The 17,934-nt window shown below is 42.7% G+C and carries 18 protein-coding genes; 14 read left to right on the forward strand and 4 right to left on the reverse strand.

Annotation, left to right across the window (positions count from 1 at the left end):
- The first annotated feature begins 87 nt into the window (after positions 1-87).
- Complete coding sequence (gene arcC, locus JKJ11_RS18100; protein WP_006073540.1) at positions 88-1,029, forward strand: carbamate kinase; 942 nt, start codon at positions 88-90, stop codon at positions 1,027-1,029.
- 115 nt (positions 1,030-1,144) lie between these two features.
- Here the strand turns inward: arcC and JKJ11_RS18105 are convergent, their stop codons facing one another.
- The 4 genes from JKJ11_RS18105 to JKJ11_RS18120 are packed head-to-tail and all read right to left on the reverse strand — an operon-like array spanning position 1,145 to position 4,413.
- Entirely contained in the window at positions 1,145-1,861 is a 717-nt protein-coding gene (locus tag JKJ11_RS18105) for a phosphate ABC transporter ATP-binding protein (RefSeq protein WP_252039683.1), read from the reverse strand.
- A gap of 1 nt (position 1,862) precedes the next feature.
- Entirely contained in the window at positions 1,863-2,723 is an 861-nt protein-coding gene (locus tag JKJ11_RS18110) for a PstA family ABC transporter permease (protein WP_252039684.1), read from the reverse strand.
- Positions 2,720-3,577, reverse strand: a complete 858-nt coding sequence (locus JKJ11_RS18115; RefSeq protein WP_252039685.1) for a PstC family ABC transporter permease — start codon at positions 3,575-3,577, stop codon at positions 2,720-2,722. Before JKJ11_RS18115 ends, JKJ11_RS18110 begins: the two co-directional genes overlap by 4 nt.
- A gap of 2 nt (positions 3,578-3,579) precedes the next feature.
- Complete coding sequence (locus JKJ11_RS18120) at positions 3,580-4,413, reverse strand: phosphate ABC transporter substrate-binding protein (protein WP_252039686.1); 834 nt, start codon at positions 4,411-4,413, stop codon at positions 3,580-3,582.
- A 283-nt stretch (positions 4,414-4,696) separates the two neighbouring features.
- On the opposite strand from JKJ11_RS18120, the gene JKJ11_RS18125 reads away from it, so the two are divergent.
- From JKJ11_RS18125 to JKJ11_RS18185, 13 genes are all read left to right on the forward strand, one after another.
- Positions 4,697-5,092 (forward strand): ASCH domain-containing protein, encoded by a 396-nt coding sequence (locus JKJ11_RS18125; protein ID WP_252039687.1) that lies wholly within the window; start codon positions 4,697-4,699, stop codon positions 5,090-5,092.
- 154 nt (positions 5,093-5,246) lie between these two features.
- Complete coding sequence (locus JKJ11_RS18130; protein ID WP_252039688.1) at positions 5,247-7,745, forward strand: hybrid sensor histidine kinase/response regulator; 2,499 nt, start codon at positions 5,247-5,249, stop codon at positions 7,743-7,745.
- 212 nt (positions 7,746-7,957) lie between these two features.
- A complete protein-coding gene (locus JKJ11_RS18135) occupies positions 7,958-9,070 on the forward strand; it encodes an NADH:flavin oxidoreductase (protein ID WP_252039689.1) in 1,113 nt (370 codons plus the stop codon).
- Between the two features lie 261 nt (positions 9,071-9,331).
- Positions 9,332-9,976: a M91 family zinc metallopeptidase gene (locus JKJ11_RS18140; RefSeq protein ID WP_006073522.1), complete on the forward strand. Its 645-nt coding sequence runs from the start codon at positions 9,332-9,334 to the stop codon at positions 9,974-9,976.
- A 188-nt stretch (positions 9,977-10,164) separates the two neighbouring features.
- Positions 10,165-11,007 (forward strand): histidinol-phosphatase, encoded by an 843-nt coding sequence (locus JKJ11_RS18145; RefSeq protein ID WP_252039690.1) that lies wholly within the window; start codon positions 10,165-10,167, stop codon positions 11,005-11,007.
- Between the two features lie 179 nt (positions 11,008-11,186).
- Positions 11,187-11,450 (forward strand): hypothetical protein, encoded by a 264-nt coding sequence (locus tag JKJ11_RS18150; protein ID WP_006073519.1) that lies wholly within the window; start codon positions 11,187-11,189, stop codon positions 11,448-11,450.
- A gap of 169 nt (positions 11,451-11,619) precedes the next feature.
- Positions 11,620-11,850: a hypothetical protein gene (locus JKJ11_RS18155; protein ID WP_252039691.1), complete on the forward strand. Its 231-nt coding sequence runs from the start codon at positions 11,620-11,622 to the stop codon at positions 11,848-11,850.
- A gap of 215 nt (positions 11,851-12,065) precedes the next feature.
- Positions 12,066-12,827: a hypothetical protein gene (locus JKJ11_RS18160; RefSeq protein ID WP_252039692.1), complete on the forward strand. Its 762-nt coding sequence runs from the start codon at positions 12,066-12,068 to the stop codon at positions 12,825-12,827.
- Between the two features lie 130 nt (positions 12,828-12,957).
- Positions 12,958-14,148 carry a hypothetical protein gene (locus tag JKJ11_RS18165; protein WP_252039693.1) on the forward strand — a complete coding sequence of 397 codons (1,191 nt, stop codon included), beginning with the start codon at positions 12,958-12,960 and terminating at the stop codon, positions 14,146-14,148.
- Positions 14,149-14,254: 106 nt separating this feature from the next.
- Positions 14,255-15,340 (forward strand): YecA family protein, encoded by a 1,086-nt coding sequence (locus tag JKJ11_RS18170; RefSeq protein WP_072611967.1) that lies wholly within the window; start codon positions 14,255-14,257, stop codon positions 15,338-15,340.
- A 143-nt stretch (positions 15,341-15,483) separates the two neighbouring features.
- Positions 15,484-16,239, forward strand: a complete 756-nt coding sequence (locus JKJ11_RS18175; RefSeq protein WP_252039694.1) for a HEPN domain-containing protein — start codon at positions 15,484-15,486, stop codon at positions 16,237-16,239.
- 148 nt (positions 16,240-16,387) lie between these two features.
- Entirely contained in the window at positions 16,388-17,329 is a 942-nt protein-coding gene (locus tag JKJ11_RS18180) for a hypothetical protein (protein WP_252039695.1), read from the forward strand.
- 26 nt (positions 17,330-17,355) lie between these two features.
- Positions 17,356-17,919 carry a hypothetical protein gene (locus JKJ11_RS18185; RefSeq protein WP_252039696.1) on the forward strand — a complete coding sequence of 188 codons (564 nt, stop codon included), beginning with the start codon at positions 17,356-17,358 and terminating at the stop codon, positions 17,917-17,919.
- The last annotated feature ends 15 nt before the right edge of the window (positions 17,920-17,934 follow it).

The following is a 17,934-nucleotide window of genomic DNA, read 5'->3' on the forward strand; positions in this document are numbered from 1 at the left end:
AACAACTCAAATAACACACGATTTATTACTTATACAGAATGTGGAGGCCGAGCACAGCGAATGATCGGCGTCTTTCAAGGAGTCCCTATGAACGCAAGCAAAACAAACAAAAGCACTGTAGTGGTTGCCCTCGGTGGTAACGCACTATTAAGACGTGGCGATGAGCCAAGTTTCGCTAATCAACTCGACAACATCAAAATTGCCGCCAAAGCGATCGCTGAAATTGCCAAAGAATACCGCGTGGTGATTGTTCACGGTAACGGTCCTCAAGTCGGTCTGTTAGCATTGCAAAACCTAGCGTACGACAAAGTATCACCTTATCCATTGGATGTATTGGGCGCAGAAAGTGAAGGCATGATCGGCTACATGCTAGCTCAAGAGCTACAAAACAAATTGCCTGAAAGAGACGTGACTACGCTACTAACTCGTATCGAAGTCGACTGTGATGACCCAAGTATTTCTGATCCAACTAAGTTTGTGGGTCCAGTTTACGATGAAGCAGAAGGCCGCGCGTTAGCCGAGAAGAACGCATGGACGATGAAGCGTGATGGCGAATACTGGCGTCGAGTGGTGCCTTCACCACTTCCGAAAAACATCATCGACAAACACTCTATTGATACCTTGCTAGAAGCTGGACAGGTTGTCATCGCTTGTGGCGGCGGTGGTATCCCAGTATGTAAATGCGAATCTGGCTTCAAAGGTGTTGAAGGCGTGATTGATAAAGACTTAGCCGCAACCTTGTTAGCGAAACAGCTAGGGGCAGAGAAGCTACTTATCCTAACTGACGCACCAGCTGTGTTCCTAAACTGGGGTAAAGAGAACCAACAAGCACTGCGCAGTGTGGGCCCAAGTGAGTTGAAACAATACCAATTCCCAGCAGGTAGCATGGGACCAAAAGTGGATGCGGTTGTGGACTTCGCAGAGTTTGGTGGCAGAGCCTATATCGGTGCACTTGATGAGAGCTTAGATGTACTGGCTGAAAATTGCGGAACGTGTGTATCGCTAGATTTTGAGGCGGTTCCGGCTTAAACGATTTAACTTAACCCACTCAGGCCGTGTTTGTTTTACGGCCTGTTTTTTTTCCTTACTTTTATTCGATACCTTATTTCTACTCAACACATTAGTTTACTTCGTGAAGATGTGGTTAACGTGTAAATACTTTTCCTGACTCAAAATGGCTAACTCGGTTAGCCAACTTTTCCGTTTGTTTGGCTGAGTGAGACACCATGATAATGGTGTAGCGCTTGGCTAATTCTACAATCAACGCCTCTATTTGCTGCGCCGTGTGTTTATCTAATGATGCGGTAGGCTCATCAAGTAATAAAATTTCTGGCTCCAAAGCCAACGTTCTCGCCAAACAAAGCCGTTGCTGCTGTCCTCCCGATAGCGAAGCAGCATGATCACTCAAGCGATCACTGACTTCCTCCCAAAGAGCTGCTTGTTTGAGTGCGACTTGGGCGATTTGATGTGCCTTTTGTCCAGTGACTGAGTTGACTATTCTCAATGGAAGCAACAGGTTATCGAGAATTGAACCCGGCAACAGTTGAGGATGTTGAAATACCATCCCGACTTTTTGCCTAAGTTGGGGAAGTTGGTGTTCAGGCATTTGCTGAACATAGTGCTGAGTATCATTGAGCGTAAGCTTGATATCACCTGTAGTTTTACACTCGGCAAAACAGTCATTGAGGCGATTCAGAGCTCGTAAAAAAGTGGTTTTTCCAGAGCCAGAAGCACCAGTAAGTACATGGATCTGGTGTCGATAAAAATCCATATTGGCGTTGCTGACAACTTGATTGGAGCGAAAGGCGATGGTCAAATTTGAGACTGAACCAGCAAGCGGTGAAGAGGGTTGAAAGCTCATGTTAGGCTCTCCTTATCGATTTACGCTGAGTGAGTCCTGCTAACGAAAACAAGCTGGCAGTCAGACAAAGTAAGGTAAATGCTGCACCGAACGCCATATGCAGTTCAGTCTCACTTTGATATTGCGCACTGTAGTAAAAAATGGTGAAAGGTAGCGCTTCGTAGCGTTCAAAAATACCACCGGGCAATCCAGCGTTGGCAACTGCCCCAGTTAACATAATGACTGCTGTGTCTTCGGCGGCTCTGCCTATGGCGAGCATAATGCCTCCGATAATGCCGCTTTTCGCTTGTGGTAACAAAACGGTTCGTAACGCTTGCCATTGCGACATCCCCAGAGAAAGAGCTGTGACGTTGAGTGATGACGGAAGAGCTTGTAAAGCCGTTCGTGTAGCAACCGCCAAATAAGGGATGATTAGCATGGCGAGGCACAAAGCGGATAACAGCAAACAAGCATTGGCAGAGGGTAAAAAAGAATGCCTTAAAGAGAGAATCAGAGTAAAACCAAATAGCCCCATCAAAATAGACGGAATGCCTGCAAGAATATCGATGCCAATCGCAAGGCAACGTTTTAACAACGAAGGTTTACTCGTCGCGAGCCAAACTCCGGTAGCGAGTCCAGGCAAAAGGGCTAGTGTTAGCGCCAATAAGATGACCGACAGGGTGCCAACGCACGCGGGCCATATACCATCCCAGATAGGTTCTCGGCCTAACATTGCGTCAATGGGTGATGCATCACCAAAAAACAGCTCAGTACTTATCGTTGGTGCACCGCGATAAATAATAAAGCCGATAAAAACACTCAAAGCCGCGAGTAACAGTAACGTGCACAGCACACTCCAGAGATGGAATAAGCGAGCTTTCATCCGTTTATTCCTCCATCAGTTGAGTGAGTCAGTTTGCGAATCAGTACAGTAACGCAAACGCTAATAGTTAGTAGAAGTAGGCCCGCAGCAAATAACGAATTGTACATAGCGCTGCTATTTTCGGTGGCGAGAACCAAGCCAATATGAGCGGTGAGGGTGCGAACAGAATCTAAAATACTTCCTGTGATTTGTGGCGCATTGCCTGCCAACATCAGTGGTAACAGAGTGTCTCCAATCGCTCGGTTAAACCCTAACAAGGCGGCGCTTGCTACGGCGTGCATTGAGTTTGGTGCGATGACGTGGGCAATCATTTGACTGTCGGTCATGCCGAGTGAACAAGAGGTTAATCGTAACTGCTGTGTCAAGGCTTGAAACCGAGAGTCCAACATCATGATCATGACGGGTAAGATCAGCAGCACCATCATTAACATAACAGCAAGCAAGGAAAAGCCGGAACCACTACGAAAGGTCTCTCTTAATAGTGGAACCAACAAGAAAACCGCGGCTAAACCGTAGACCACAGTCGGAATGCCAGCCATTAGCCTGACTAAGCGGCGAATCCAAATAGCGATAGGTTGGTAACGGCTATATTGGCAGAAACTGGCAATGCCAAGAGCAAAAGGGAAGGCAACTAAACTGGCTGTAATAGCAAGAACACCAGAGCCGAATACCATGGAGAAAATGCCATAGTGTCCTTGATCAGGTTGCCATTGAAGAGAAAAGACGGCGACGCTTGGGTCAGTAACAACAGGCAATGCAAACCAAATCAGAAAACCAAACAACAATGACATCAAAACGAGCACTACCATCACTAGGGAAAGTAGTACTCGTTCTGGTGCAACCAAATGGCGCATGGTTAACGCTTGCTTAATGGGATATAACCAGATGCGCTGATGTACTCTGCGCCTTGAGGACTATAAATAAAGTCAACAAACTCGCTGACTAAACCTTGAGGTTCACCTTTGGTGTTCATATACAATTTGCGGACGATTTTGTATTCGCCAGATGCACAAGCTTCGTTGGTTGGGTGGACACCATCGAGCGCAGGGGCTTTCACTGTGTCATCGATGTAACCAACACTGCTATAGCCAATGGCGCCAGGGTCACGGGCAATGGCGGTTTTCATGGCACCATTTGATGGGATAACGTTGGCGTTCGTTACGATAGCAGTACTGTTGAGCATCTTTTTAAAGAATACCGCGCGTGTGCCACTAGCTTCATCGCGGGTAAAAAGGTTAATAGAACGGTCTTCACCACCCAGCGCTTTCCAGTTGGTGATTTTTCCAGAATAAATGTCGATAACTTGCTGTTGGGTTAGGTCTTTAACGGGGTTCTCTGGATTAACGATGATAGCCACACCATCTATAGCAAAAGGGAAGGTGACCAAACCCTGCTCACCTTCACTAGGTTTGAGTGCGCGACCGGTATTGCCGATATCAACCAAACCTTTGGCGACTTGCTGTGCTCCAACACCAGAACCACCTCCAGCGATGGTGATACGAATATCGGGGTTGGATTTCATAATGGCGCGCGATGCGAGTTTCATTACGGGAATATGTGCGGTGCCGCCCGCAATATTAATGGTGCCTGATTGGCCAGCAAATGTATCGGTATCTGCGGCCTGACTAATGACTGGAATAAAGCACAGACTACAGACTAAAAGTCTGATGAAACCAGTTTTAAAACGCATAACTACTCCTTTGTCTTAATCGAAAACATAAGGGACGAATCACGGAATGTATTCGGTGTAAATCATGTCAAATTAACCAATCTAGATTACGCCTAATCATTTTCGAAAACTATGTGACTGCTAGACAGAAATGACGATTAGTGTTTGATTTAAATCATAAATGTTTATGATTTAAGGTTGGTTTGGACTTTATTTGAGAAATGTCTTGATAAGGAAGGATGGCTTTAAATAATTACACCTTCTATCTTAACGTTAAAAGGCCAAAAGACAGTATGAGAGACCAATGACTGAATACCCATTAGAGATTTATCAAGCACCGTTAGACGCTATACGTTCTGGTGTTAAGAAAGTAGAGATTCGAACCAATAATAGCTATGAAGCGATTGAATACGACAAACTAATGCCGGGAGACAGAATCGCATTTCAGGTGATTTCCGGCCCTCCTTTTGTTGGTTTGGATGTCATTAAGCCAAATGCGTTAATCGTAGAAGTAGTCGAAGTACGTCAATATCCCGATCCAAGAGCACTATTGACGAGTGAAGGTATGCAAGTCCTCTCCAAGCTGTGCAATACCATTGAAGAAGGGATAGAAATGTTATACAGCTTCCATGAATATAAAGAAATGATACCTCAGCATGGCATCTTTGCTATCGAGATTCGTATCGTTGATGACGAGTAAACCCTGCTGATAGAGAACAAGAAAACTGAGTAGCGAGACTTAGTTTTCTTTTGCTAATTCAGAAGATTAGTTATTACAGTCCTTTCGATTTTCTAACAATCCAATTTTCCTATCCTAGACTAAAGATAATTACCTCAGTAGCGATAGGTTGATTATGCCGAGTCTCAATCGATGGTTCGATGACATCTCAATTACCAAGAAGCTATTACTCAGCTTTTCTGTGCCTGTTTTGTTGATGCTTGCCGTTTCTGTAGCCGTGTTTCAAAACACTCAATCTATGGAGGAGGACGCTCGTTGGGTTGAGCACACACACAAAGCTATTGGTCGCGCGCAGGAGCTGCTGAGCCTCACGGTGGATATGGAGACGGGTAAACGAGGCTTTTTGCTCACCGGTGACGAAGTGTTTCTTGAACCTTTTCATTTATCGTTAGAGGTGTGGGATAAAAAAATCACTACCTTATCTAAACAGGTGAGTGATAACCCCGTTCAAGTCGAACGACTCAACAGAATCAATACTTTGCATAATACTTGGCTCAGAGACATTGCAGATAAAGCCATTATTCAAAGACGTTTGTTGGAGAACGGACTAGCGAAGCAAGACAGCATCGAAGACCTTTCACAACAGAAAGAAGGTAAACGTATTATTGATGAAATACGTGGGGAATTTGCAACGTTTATTCAAATAGAGCAAGAGCTTATCACCATTCGCAGTATGGAGTCGTCAAAGTCCGCGAGTCAAACCTCCTTTGTGTTGTTTTTTGGAACCTTGTTTGCAGCACTGATCTCACTTTTTGTGGCGGCATGGAGCTCTAAACGTGTTAAGCAACGTATGGATACATTACTGAGTGCAACCCAACTCGTTGCTAAAGGACAACTTCAAAATGGATTAGAAACACTCAACCGTAGCCGCCATTTAAAAGGAAGAGACGAGTTCGCTATGCTCACATCGAGCTTTAGAGATATGGCGTTCAACTTATTGAAAAATGATCAAAAAATGAAGGAGTATAACCAGAAGCTTCGTGATGAAAGCGACCGCGCAGAAGCTGCAGCTAAAGCGAAGAGTGAATTTTTATCTACCATGAGTCACGAAATAAGAACGCCGATGAACGGCGTGATCGGAATGACCAATTTGCTACTTGATACCAAGCTCGACGAGCAGCAAATACGAATGACTGAAACCACCAAAAATAGCGCTGAATCATTGCTTTCTATTATCAACGACATACTCGATTTCTCGAAAATAGAAGCAGGTAAGATTGACTTAGAGTTGATTGATTTTGACTTGGGTGAAGTGGTCGAGGATGTCGGGGCTATGCTCTATTTTGCGGCAGAACAGAAGGGGATTCAGCTGGTATGTCCGGCTACACCTGTGATGGATCTTTGTTACCGAGGGGACCCTGGTCGTATTCGCCAAGTGCTCAACAATTTGGTTAGTAACGCGATTAAGTTTACTGAAGACGGAGAAGTTGCGGTGTACGTGACCGTGGATGAAAAACGACTCACCGACAGTATACTGAGATTCGAAATACGCGATACCGGTATTGGCATTAGTGAAGAGCAGCAACAAAAGCTGTTCTCGCGTTTCTCGCAAGCAGACAGTTCAACCACTCGAAAATATGGTGGGACGGGTTTGGGGCTTTCCATCAGCAAACGCTTAACGGAAATTATGGGTGGCGAGATCGGTGTCACCAGTGAAACGGGCAAAGGATCGACATTTTGGTTTACAGTTTGTCTGGAAAACTCATCTAAACAGTCCGTGGTCTATTTGCCTACTGGAGACCTGAAAAAACAACGTATCTTAGTGGTGGATGACAACGATACCAACTGCAATTTACTCGAGCAGATCTTCACTCGTTGGGAGATTCCATATCAGGTAGCTAATAGTGGTGAAGAGGCGTTGAGGGTTTTAGCTGATAACCACAAACAACAGCAATTCTTCACAATTGCGATTCTTGATTATCAAATGCCGAATATGGACGGGGTCGAGCTAGCCAAACAAATCCAAGATAACCCTGATTACAATGATACTCGCTTGGTGATGTTCTCATCGGTAGTGCAGCGTGGCGATGCGAAGAAAATGCAGAAGGCAGGCTTTAGCGGTTACCTCACCAAACCGATGCAGCAAGCCGACCTGTTGAGTGTGTTAGAAAAAGTATCGGGTTTGTCGGGAAGTGATAGAAGTGAAGCGTTTGTGACACGACATACGCCGGCGAAGAAAACCCAATACAACGCGCGCATTCTTATTGTGGATGATGTCACCACTAACCAAGTCGTGCTGCAATCGCTGCTGTCGAAATTTGGTATCAAAGTCGATAAAGCTAAGAATGGACTTGAGGCACTAGCTGCTCTTAGAACACCTGCCAACTACGACCTTGTCTATATGGATTGCCAAATGCCAGAAATGGATGGCTATGAAGCAACGAGAGAGATAAGAAATACTAAAAATATCAACATCAACCATTCGATTCCTGTTGTTGCAATGACGGCAAACGCACTGCAAGGCGACCGCGAAAAATGCTTAGAAGCAGGGATGGATGACTATATTTCTAAACCTATTAACGCAAAAGCACTTGGTGAGTCTCTGGAACGTTGGATATCTCATTGTCAGATAGGCGACGATGATTCCAAATCAGAAAATCGCACTAGTGCTTAGCGTGACAATGTCACAAAAAAATGAGTCAGTCAGGTCGTTGTTTATGGCTGACTGACTTTTTAGCTTCTATTCCAATGAAGTAATCAAACATTCCATTGATTGCACGCCAATATATTAATCTAGATTAAGTTTTACCTCGTCCATTCTCTGTATTATCGCGCCTCGCTTTTGATACCAATAATAAGCATAACAATACATTGAGGAGATTGGAGTTGAGCCACTTGTTCACAGAGAGTCGCATCGGCAATTTGGTGCTGAAAAACCGCTTCATGAGAAGTGCAACTTGGGAAAATATGGCGACAGAAGACGGTCATATGACTGACAAGCTTTACGCCATCTATGAAGAACTTGCCCAAGGTGAGGTTGGTCTAATTGTGACTGGCTATGCCAACATCGTAAAAGAAGAAAAACCCAATGCTGGCATGATGGGGATGTACGATGACTCTTTTATCGACGAGTACCAAAAGCTAACCGATTTGGTTCATCAGCATGATTCGAAGATTGTAATGCAGTTGGCTTATGGTGGCACGAAAACCACGTTTAACGTTGGTGAAAGGGTGATCTTTGCGCCGAGTGATGTCCCTGAAATGGGTACGCAAACACAAGGCAAAGCCATGACCAAAGCAGAGATTGACTACATTGTTGATGCCTTTGCTAAAGCAACGTTAAGAGCGCAACAGTCAGGTTTTGATGGGGTAGAATTGCATGCCGCGCATACCTATCTGATTAACCAGTTCCTGAGCCCGTACTATAACCGTCGCGATGATGAATATGGCGGTAGCATAGAAAACCGCATGCGATTCTTAGTTGAAATCTATCAAGCATGCCGCGATCAAGTTGGTGATGACTTCCCGATTTTGGTGAAACTAACAGCCACTGAGTTTTTTGAAGGCGGTTTAACGTTCGACGAAACGCGAGTGGTATGTAAAACACTTGAATTGATGGGTGTCGATGCGCTGGTTATCTCTGGCAATATCCACGGCAAAGCTAACACTATGGTTGGCGAAACTCACGATGGTTATACCATTCAAGAGGAAGGCTACTTTCACGAATACGGTCATGCGATCAGCCAAGAAGTGAACGTACCTGTGATTACGGTTGGTGGTTTGACGGATATTGCTGCGATTGAATCCATTGCAGAAAATACTGGTATTGAGTATTTCGCACTTTCACGCCCATTGTTGTCAGAGCCTAAGTTGATTAAGCGTTGGAAAAAGGGTGATCGAGCGCCAGTAGAGTGTGAGCGCTGCTCAAAATGTCGTACTAAGCGCGGTAACTTCTGTGTGGTGAATAAGGAAAGAAAAGTTGCGCTTGCCGCTATGTAATCTTACCGCTACGTAACGTCGCTATTTGCTAACCAAGTCGCTGTGTAAACTTAGCCCCAAACAGAAGTAGCGTATAGGAGCCAGAATGCCACTGGCTCTTGTCGATATACCAATCTTCATGATCTAGCACGAAAAATTCCATTTTATGCCTACAACCTCTGAATAGTGACTACACTAAGTATTAACTCAATACGATCATCGCAATGATCGGTTCAGGATGAACATTGAGTGAGTAGTCGAGTATTCAAATAGAGGTAAGCTATGGCATTAATTACGCAAGTACTTAATAACTTCCCCGGATTCGCTGTTCAGTACGATCCAAGCAAAAATCCCTTTTTTCGACCAATCATGGAAGAGAACCTAAGAAAACTTAAACAAGTATCAGCGGGCAAATCGCTGCTCTCTGAAATTCAAGCGGCTAAGCCTGCGGCGCGGGGCTCGTTCCCTAACAACATCAACGTCATTTGTGTGCCAACACACCTTAACTTCACTCAAAGTGGCTTTAAGCGCGATGTGCTCTATGACAGCGATGGTCAAGCAAACGTAACGGGCATGACTGCGAGTAATCAAGCAAGGTTTGCTCCCCAAGGTTGTCCGTTCTGGATGGCTGGTGGTAGTCATAACTCCGCCGTCAATCAAACCGCAGCTACCAATGCCACTGGCTCAGTGTGTTATATGCACTTCACTAACGTGCAGGTGATGACGCGCAAAGGTGAAAAAGCGGAACCTTATGTCGTACTTGCTCACGAGCTCATTCATTCGCTCCATTGTCTTCAAGGTACAAAGATGGATGGGAAAGATGAGGAACTCTGGACAACCGGGTTAGGAAAATATTCCAACAATCCAATGAGTGAAAACTGTTTCCGCCGTCAATTTGGCTTAGCGGAGCGTACTCAGTACTTCTAATCCTTTATTGCTAATCAGTGAGATAAGAGCCGCGGTGTTTACACTGCGGCTTTACTTTTACGCGCTGGCTCATCACACCACTTTACAAAATCAACGCTAAACCAAGGCAGTTATCGCTTGCTTGGATGATAACCAGGGTTACTATATCCATAGCTAAAATAAGGATTAACGGGTTTGGAGAGTCAACCATGTTATTAAGCAATTACCATATGCATTGTCATTATTGTGATGGGAAAGGAACACCAAAAGAGATGGTGGATAAAGCCGTATCCCTTGGTTTTAAATCGGTGGGCTTTAGCTCTCACGCTCCTTTGCCTTTCGACAACGATTTCTGCATGTTAGCGGAAAACCTAGAGGCCTACGTTGCCGACATTAAACAGCAAAAAGATCGTTCTGACATTGACGTGTATTTAGGATTAGAAATCGACTTTATAGTCGGTTTGACTGCGCCAAGCGATACGAAGTGGGGCGCGTATCCCCTCGACTATAAGATTGGCTCGGTTCATACATTAGACGCCCCAAACGAGCGTTATTCTATGCTTAGTGTCGACGGACCACACGATGAATTTAAAGTGTTGTTGGATGAAGTGCACAACGGCAGCGCGCGCTTGATGATTGAAGTCTATTACCAGCGCGTTCGAGAGTTATGCGAAGCTGGTGGATTTGATATTTTGGGTCATTACGATTTGGTCAAAAAGCACAATAAAGCGCTCGCTTTCTTTGATGAACAAGATAGCTGGTACCAAGAGATCGCCATTGCCACACTAGACGCAGTTGCAAAGGCTGGCGTGATATTGGAAGTCAATTATGGCGGTATGCTGCGCGGCGCAACCGACGATGTTTATCCGTCCCCTTGGCTACTTAAGCATGCCAAATCAAAGAATATCCCAGTACAGATTAACGCCGACGCTCACGCGCCTCATCACTTAGGCGTGTATCACGAGAAGTGTCGAGAAATCCTATTAGAAGCGGGGTATCAACAGCAGCGTATCTTACTTGATGGCAATTGGCAGGATGTGTCCATTCTCTAATAGCAGCGCCGCTTTTAAACCTAATTTTAAAGCCTCGATTGTAAAGTATGTTGTAAAGCGGCTTAGCTCACAGTTATTCCTATTCCGTACTCTGTATTTCGGCTTCGTGAACTCACCCCAATTATGTGCAACGCATTGGCGTTAGGATGAACTCAGACGAAAAGTAGAGTGGTGGTTGTATGACACTGTCTAGTAAAAACAAAGCCATAACGGCATTGGTTGTCGTTATGATTTCCGCTGCGCTATTGTGGTTTGAACAATTTGGCGTAGTTCCTTTCCTGACTCTGATTATCGGCTTCTTCACTTTTATCATTCAAGTCACGTTACACATTATGGGCTACCACAACGGAGACGTTTTCGAAGCCTACCAAGACGCTGAACGCACCGAAGCCACCGCACTCACTAATCTCATCAAAAACAAGAAAGACTGCGAAAAGCGTTAGCTAAAATCAGTCCCATCTCACCTATGTACGAATAATCGACATTGGTTGCATATCAATTATGCAACCAAGTTAACAGTATCCTTCGCCACAATTTCATAAAGTAACGCTCATTAACAGACTTTAACAAAATCAACAGCTTGCTCTTGCTAAAAAGAGTGCGGTAGCCGTGATGGAAAAAAGAGAAAACCGTTATTGCAGTGTTTGCGGGAAAAACACTGACCACGTCGTCGTATTGGTACGCAAAGAAAGCCCATTCAAAGAAGACAAGAAGCGTAAACGCAAAGAGTTTTTGACTGGCTTTTTAAAAGGCTGGGCATTTGGCGCATTTCTGGCCTCGATGGACGATTTCTCACGTCATTGTATTTGCGAACAGTGCGGGACTAAGACAATCGACGACTGACACTAACCATGCACGCGTACTTAGCAGGGCTAGAAATCCGTATTTACCTACATTAGGCGGAATAATTCCGCTTTTTCTGTTTAATATGCAACTGTATTTGCATTTTTTGTTGTAGGTGATTGAAAGTTAGGGGTTAGTTTTGCATTGTGTGGGGGAGTTAGGTGGATTAAATCCGTCTAATAAGCGTTAAGTAGTTAAAGGACAGATTGGCTTTTATGGAAAGTAAAGTTATTTGGGTTCGTAACTTCATTTGGGACTGGTATCCAGAAATGCAGAGTTACGGTTTCACAAGTGCTGAAGACAGAATCCGTGCTTACAAGCTCTGGGAACATGCAGAAGCACTTTTAACGGAAGACTCATCTGAGTTTAGCCGCGTTGATGTTGTATCAAACCTTAAACGTTGTCTAAACCAAAGATTGAAATTTATTGAATATGTTTATTCATTAAAAAAGGTAGCACTGAAAGACTCGCCTAAAGGTTATTTAGAGTATCTTGAGTCTTTAGGACTTGTACGGCCATACATGCTCAAGCAGTTAATGCTTATAAGAAACGATATTGAGCACAATGACGCACCGCCACCGAGTACTGATAGGTGTAAGGAGCTACTAGATTTGACATGGTATTTTCTTAAATCTACAGACAGCTTTGTTTCATGGTGTAAGCATGATTTTATATTAAAAGATCTCACCGAAAACGGTGAAGAGACGCAGTATTGGTTGAGCATTGATATTGATTATGAGTTGGACCATCAAATTAAGGTCAATGGGTGGGTTCCAGAATCCAGCGTAAGTATGGAAGAGAAATCTGGTTTTACACGCGTTGAAGTAAAAGACTTTGGGTCTAAGGGTGAACGTTGGAGTGGCACTGATAATCATAAAGACAAATTAGACAGTGATTGCTGGTTAAATGGAACCTTAAAGCCCACTGAAGATGTTCGACTTAGTTTAATTATGGCATCTTTACACGCAAGTATGTGAGAACGCTACTTAACAAGGCGTTGAAATGGACGCACAAACCCTCGGCACTTTTGGTTTGAGGTTCGGTGTGTTTTGCTGGCTCGGTGAAGGCGCCAGTTAACTTGGCGTTAGTTTTTACGGAGAATAATAAGTGTTTGGTAGTCAAAAACCATACTCGAATGATGAGTTAAAAGCGCAATTAGAAGTATATAAGGCGCTAGCGGATTATTTGGATGATCCTGTATTTCTTACCCATCGAGAATGGGATGGAGTTGATTTTCATCACTCTGTTTGTAAAGCGTTAGATGGAGTTGCAGATTATATTTCGACTCGAGGGCTACATATAGGTTACAAGGGCGAAAATTACCCTCGTTTGCAAGAAGTCATAGATATTTATAAATGCTATTCAGAGGCGGTTTTGCTTGGGTTAAAAGGAAAGCGCTCTGCGGCATACAAGCTGTTTGAAGAAAAAATACATGACACCCTTCGCTTTCCATTTTCGACTTTTAGGAGTTTGCCTGGAGACCCTAGGTTTGATCGGGACAATATACTTAGTGGCTATCGTATACGGACTGGGAGCGATAGCTATAACTCAAACTTTGATAGGGCAGATTTGTTCCATATTCCTTTTCAGCTAAATCATTTGATTGGAAACAATAGGTTTAGTTTGTCTGGTTTTCCATGCTTATATTTATCAAGTTCTGCATATGGTGCATGGGAAGAGCTTAATCGTCCGGATATTGACCATTGCTTTGTATCTAAGTTTGATATGACAAAACTTAGTTTTATTGACATATCCATTACCCCTGATGAGATGTCTAAACGGTTAAAGAGTCACATAGAGTTTCTTGATAAACAAAAAGGGGACGTTCCTGCTGAATTAGTAGAAGCTTTTGAACACTATTTGACGGATTATCTATTCCTTTGGCCTGTAATTCTTTGTTGTTCATTTAAGGTCAAGAACAACTCTGTGTTTAAGCCAGAGTACATATTTCCTCAGTTAGTTTTAGAGTGGTTAGTATCTTGCGAGCCAAGTTTTTATGATGGCATCAAATTCCTATCAACGAAAACGTTAGCTCTTGATGGCCACGTTGATACTGAAATAAATAGTCTAGCAAAAAACTATGTAGTGCCAGCTAGACAGTATACTAACTCTGGTTTTTGTTCAGAGTATGTCAATAAAATTGAGTTTACGAAGCCAGTAAACTACGCGTTTCATGCATTAGTGGCACCTAACTACCAATCCTCGGCTGTTCATAATGAGTATAAGTCAACAGTGTTTGGCATTCTCGAAAGTCTCCTAGAAAATGAACCTTTAGGGAAAGTCGAGAACCAAAACTAACAAAAGCATTTAAGAGTGATTCGCAACGCTTGGCAGTTTCGCTTCGCTCAAGTATAGACAAGCGCCGCTCACACCTTAATGCGGCGTTAGTGGTAAAAAGGTAGGTATGATGAAAGTTGGTAGAAATGAACCTTGTTGGTGCGGTTCTGGGAAGAAATACAAGAAGTGCCATTTGTCACGACAGCAGGAAGACAAATATAGCCTATCTAGATTATTGGGTGAGTTCAAAAAGAGAACCCAACATAAAGAGTGCCTCCATCCTCAAGCTAGTAAGGAAACTTGTAGCAAAAAGGTTATTGACGCGCACTCGATACAAAAATCTGGTCCACTAAAGCGTATTACCGATAGTAATAATCATGTTTGTACGTTTTCCCCCTCTCACCAAGGTGGCTTTGAACTTGAGTCAGTAGGGTGGAAAAAAGCATCCACTTTTAAAGGATTTTGCTCTAAACATGATAAAGCCTTTTTTGCGTGTATCGAAGACGAAGAGTTTACTAATAGTCCTGAGCAATGTTTTGTTGCAGGCTATCGTTCATATGCTTTGGAGTATTTTAAGAAAATTCGCATAATCAAAGGACTACCATTTGTAGGTGAAAACATAGATCGTGGATTGACCGTAAACGAACAGCAGATGTTACAAGCTCAGCTATTAGAAATGAAAAGTGGGTTTCTAAAAGGTGTCGATGATTTCAAGGAAACGTTAGAATTTTATACGGACAATTTTGCTCGACAAAACTATAGCTCTTTCTCTTCCATGACTTTCCATTTTAAAGGTAGCTTGAATGTGGTTCTTAGTGGTTGTTTTTCGACGGAATTTACAGTTCAAGGTAAAAGGTTACAATCGCTAGAACCGTCAACTCCTTTCATTGAAAATATATCAATAAATACGCTAGTAACCGATGAAGGCCATGCAATTGTATTCTCTTGGCCTAAGCACTTTGAAAGCTGTAAAACGTTTGCTGAGTCATTGTTGGAAGTGCACCCCTCAAGTTTGCCAACTCATCTAATTGAGCTGATGTTTAGTTATATAGAAAATACCTACTTTAATGAAGCATGGTTTGGCACTTTGAGTGGTGATGAACAAGCACGTCTGAAAAAGCTTGCTAGTAACCCGTGTCAATATGGTACACCTGTGACTTTCTCAAGTCTTCGGTATGTTGACTGGGAGTTCGAGCGTGTAATTTGCCACTAACAAGCAATTTAAGAGAGATTCACAACGCTTGGCACTTTTGCTTCTACTTCAGTTTTAGTGTTTATAGCACAATGCTTTAGGTTTGGGTGGAGGCGTTGTTCCCCCTTAATTGGGCGTTAGATAAATTAGAAATAGAGGTAAATTTGAAAGAACAAAACATATATGATTATTACGCCTTTGGTTTTAACTACAAAAGTCTATTTGTTACGTTAAAAGGTAAGACAAACGACTTCTCGGTTAAAGCTCTTGAGAGTTACTTAGGATATATAAAAGATATGGAGCTTGTAGTCACTGAGCAAGTTATTAGAAAACTTCCTGAAATAAAAGACCAATTAGCTGCTTTAGATCCTGAACTAGTAATTGATGAGGCTTTAGCTAACAAAATAGGAAAAATCGTAGAAAGTGCAGATGGGGCTCTTGATGCTGAGCTGCAACTAAAGAAGGTATTGGTTGTTACTCCAAAGAGGTTTAACATCGATATGCTTCTTAAAAATCCCTCCTCTCTTTTAGCTATGGGGAGTTGGGAAGAACTACCTGACATTGCGCAACACGATTTCTCTAGTGCAACTAAAGCCGTAGCTATGGGACTTCCAACTGCAACGGCTTTTCACCTCATGCGCTGTGTAGAAGAAATGGTTAAGCAACTATACTTCTCATTCGTAAAGACGAATAGAATCAAGAAGCCAATGTGGGGGCCTATGGTAAATAAGCTTCAAACTAAGAATAACCCTAAGCCTAGTGTGGAGCTACTCGAAACTTTAGACATGATTCGTCGTAACTTTCGGAACCCTACACAGCACCCTGATAAAATTTATAGTGAAGATGAGGCACAAGATTTACTTAATAGTTCGATAGTAGCTATTAATATGATTGCGAGCGTACTAAAAGCACGTCAATAAATTCATCTAACAAGCAATTTAAGCGGATTCGCAACGCTAGGCATTTTGGTTTGAATCGGCTTCAGGGATTAAGGCACAATGTTCGGGTTAAGTGGTAGCGTTGCTTACTACTTAATTGGGCGTTATATTCATTCGGAGGTAACATAAGATGTCTTTAGATGTGGCATATTCTATTGAAATAGATGATTTTATCGACCCAGATAAGGCATATGAGCTTTACTGGTCGGGAATGCTCGAAGACAAGAGAGCATTTTTGTGTCCGGGTTCAAACTGTTCAGCTAATGTTACTTGTGCAAACCTTGATAAAGATACTAGCTCACTAAAAGTAGTGCCTCATTTCCGAGTATTTGGTTCTCACACCAAAGGGTGTGAAGTTTCTAGAAATGTACCTCTGAAGCTTCAGTATGCAGAGCCAACAACGCCAACAGCGACTCATAAAACGCTTGATACTTCAATCGTAGACACATTCTTAGAGAAAAGACCTGAATCGTATTACGACCATTATAAAACTAATAACCGCGCTAAAAACGCCAAAGTACGAATAGTTAACATACTGAAGTCTAAAGCTGAAAGGCAACTGAAAGAAATTGGTGTTACTAGTAGTATCTATTCGGTAAGGACAGTTGTTAGTAGGTATGCTAGGTACAAGAAAGATGGAACTTTAGAACTACGCAGACTAAATATTGGGGGTAAAGATAAACCTTACACAAGCCTTTTTAGCAAAATAGAAAACCAGATAGTTTCTGACTTGCCGCAAATGCCTTCTATTTATCACGGCTGGGCTTTTATCAATAGGTTACGCTCAGGTCACGGTTACCAGATAAAATTCAAGAAAAAACTAAAGGGTAATAGCAGCGACAAAGAGTTCACCACCACGGTTATGATTGGTAACCGGCTAATTGAACATTACAAGATGAAAAAGTTGGTAGCAAAAAGGATTAAAAAACTTTATAAATCTCCGAACCCGACTGCTTATGTTTTTATCTATGGTACGCCAAGAGTTAACGAACGAAATGACAGGTATGCCAACATCGACATTACAAATTTAGACATGATCGATATTTGTCTTGAAGACCCTTGGGCAAAATGAATATAACAAACTGTTCAAGAGGGAATATGGATACAATATCAGTTACTAAATTTGATGTGGCAGAAAGACAGTTGCTTCAAGCTATACATATGTTCTTTCGCGAAGATGACATTATTTCAACACATACAGTTGTGGAGGCGGCTAACCAAGTTCTAAGTGATATAGGAGAAGAATACAACATTCAGAGCTTTTTAAGGGATAGCGACTTTATACGTGAGGACAAGAAAAAACTTTGGCTAAAAGAACTTTTCAAATCTCGGAATTTCTTTAAACATGCAGATCGTGACAAAGACTCTGTCCATGAATTTAAGTCGTTGTTCAATGAGTTTTCACTAATCGATGGGGTAACAATGTACAGTGCAATTAAAAAGACTTGGGTACCGGAGACGCTAGTCTTCCAAGTTTGGTTTAGTGCAAAACATCCAGACCTTTTATTTGATGACTCTGAGTTTAAAAAACAAATATTGTGCGGTTTTGAAGAGAAACGTTTAATAGCCCCTAGTGACATGAAGACTTGGTATGAGATGCTCACAACAATTCGTAGCGGTGCATACCATTTTGATACAGTGAGTCTTGAATACGGCTTATAACAAGCAATTTAAGAG

Source organism: Vibrio sp. SCSIO 43133 (assembly GCF_023716845.1).
GTDB classification, from domain to species: Bacteria; Pseudomonadota; Gammaproteobacteria; order Enterobacterales; family Vibrionaceae; genus Vibrio; species Vibrio mediterranei.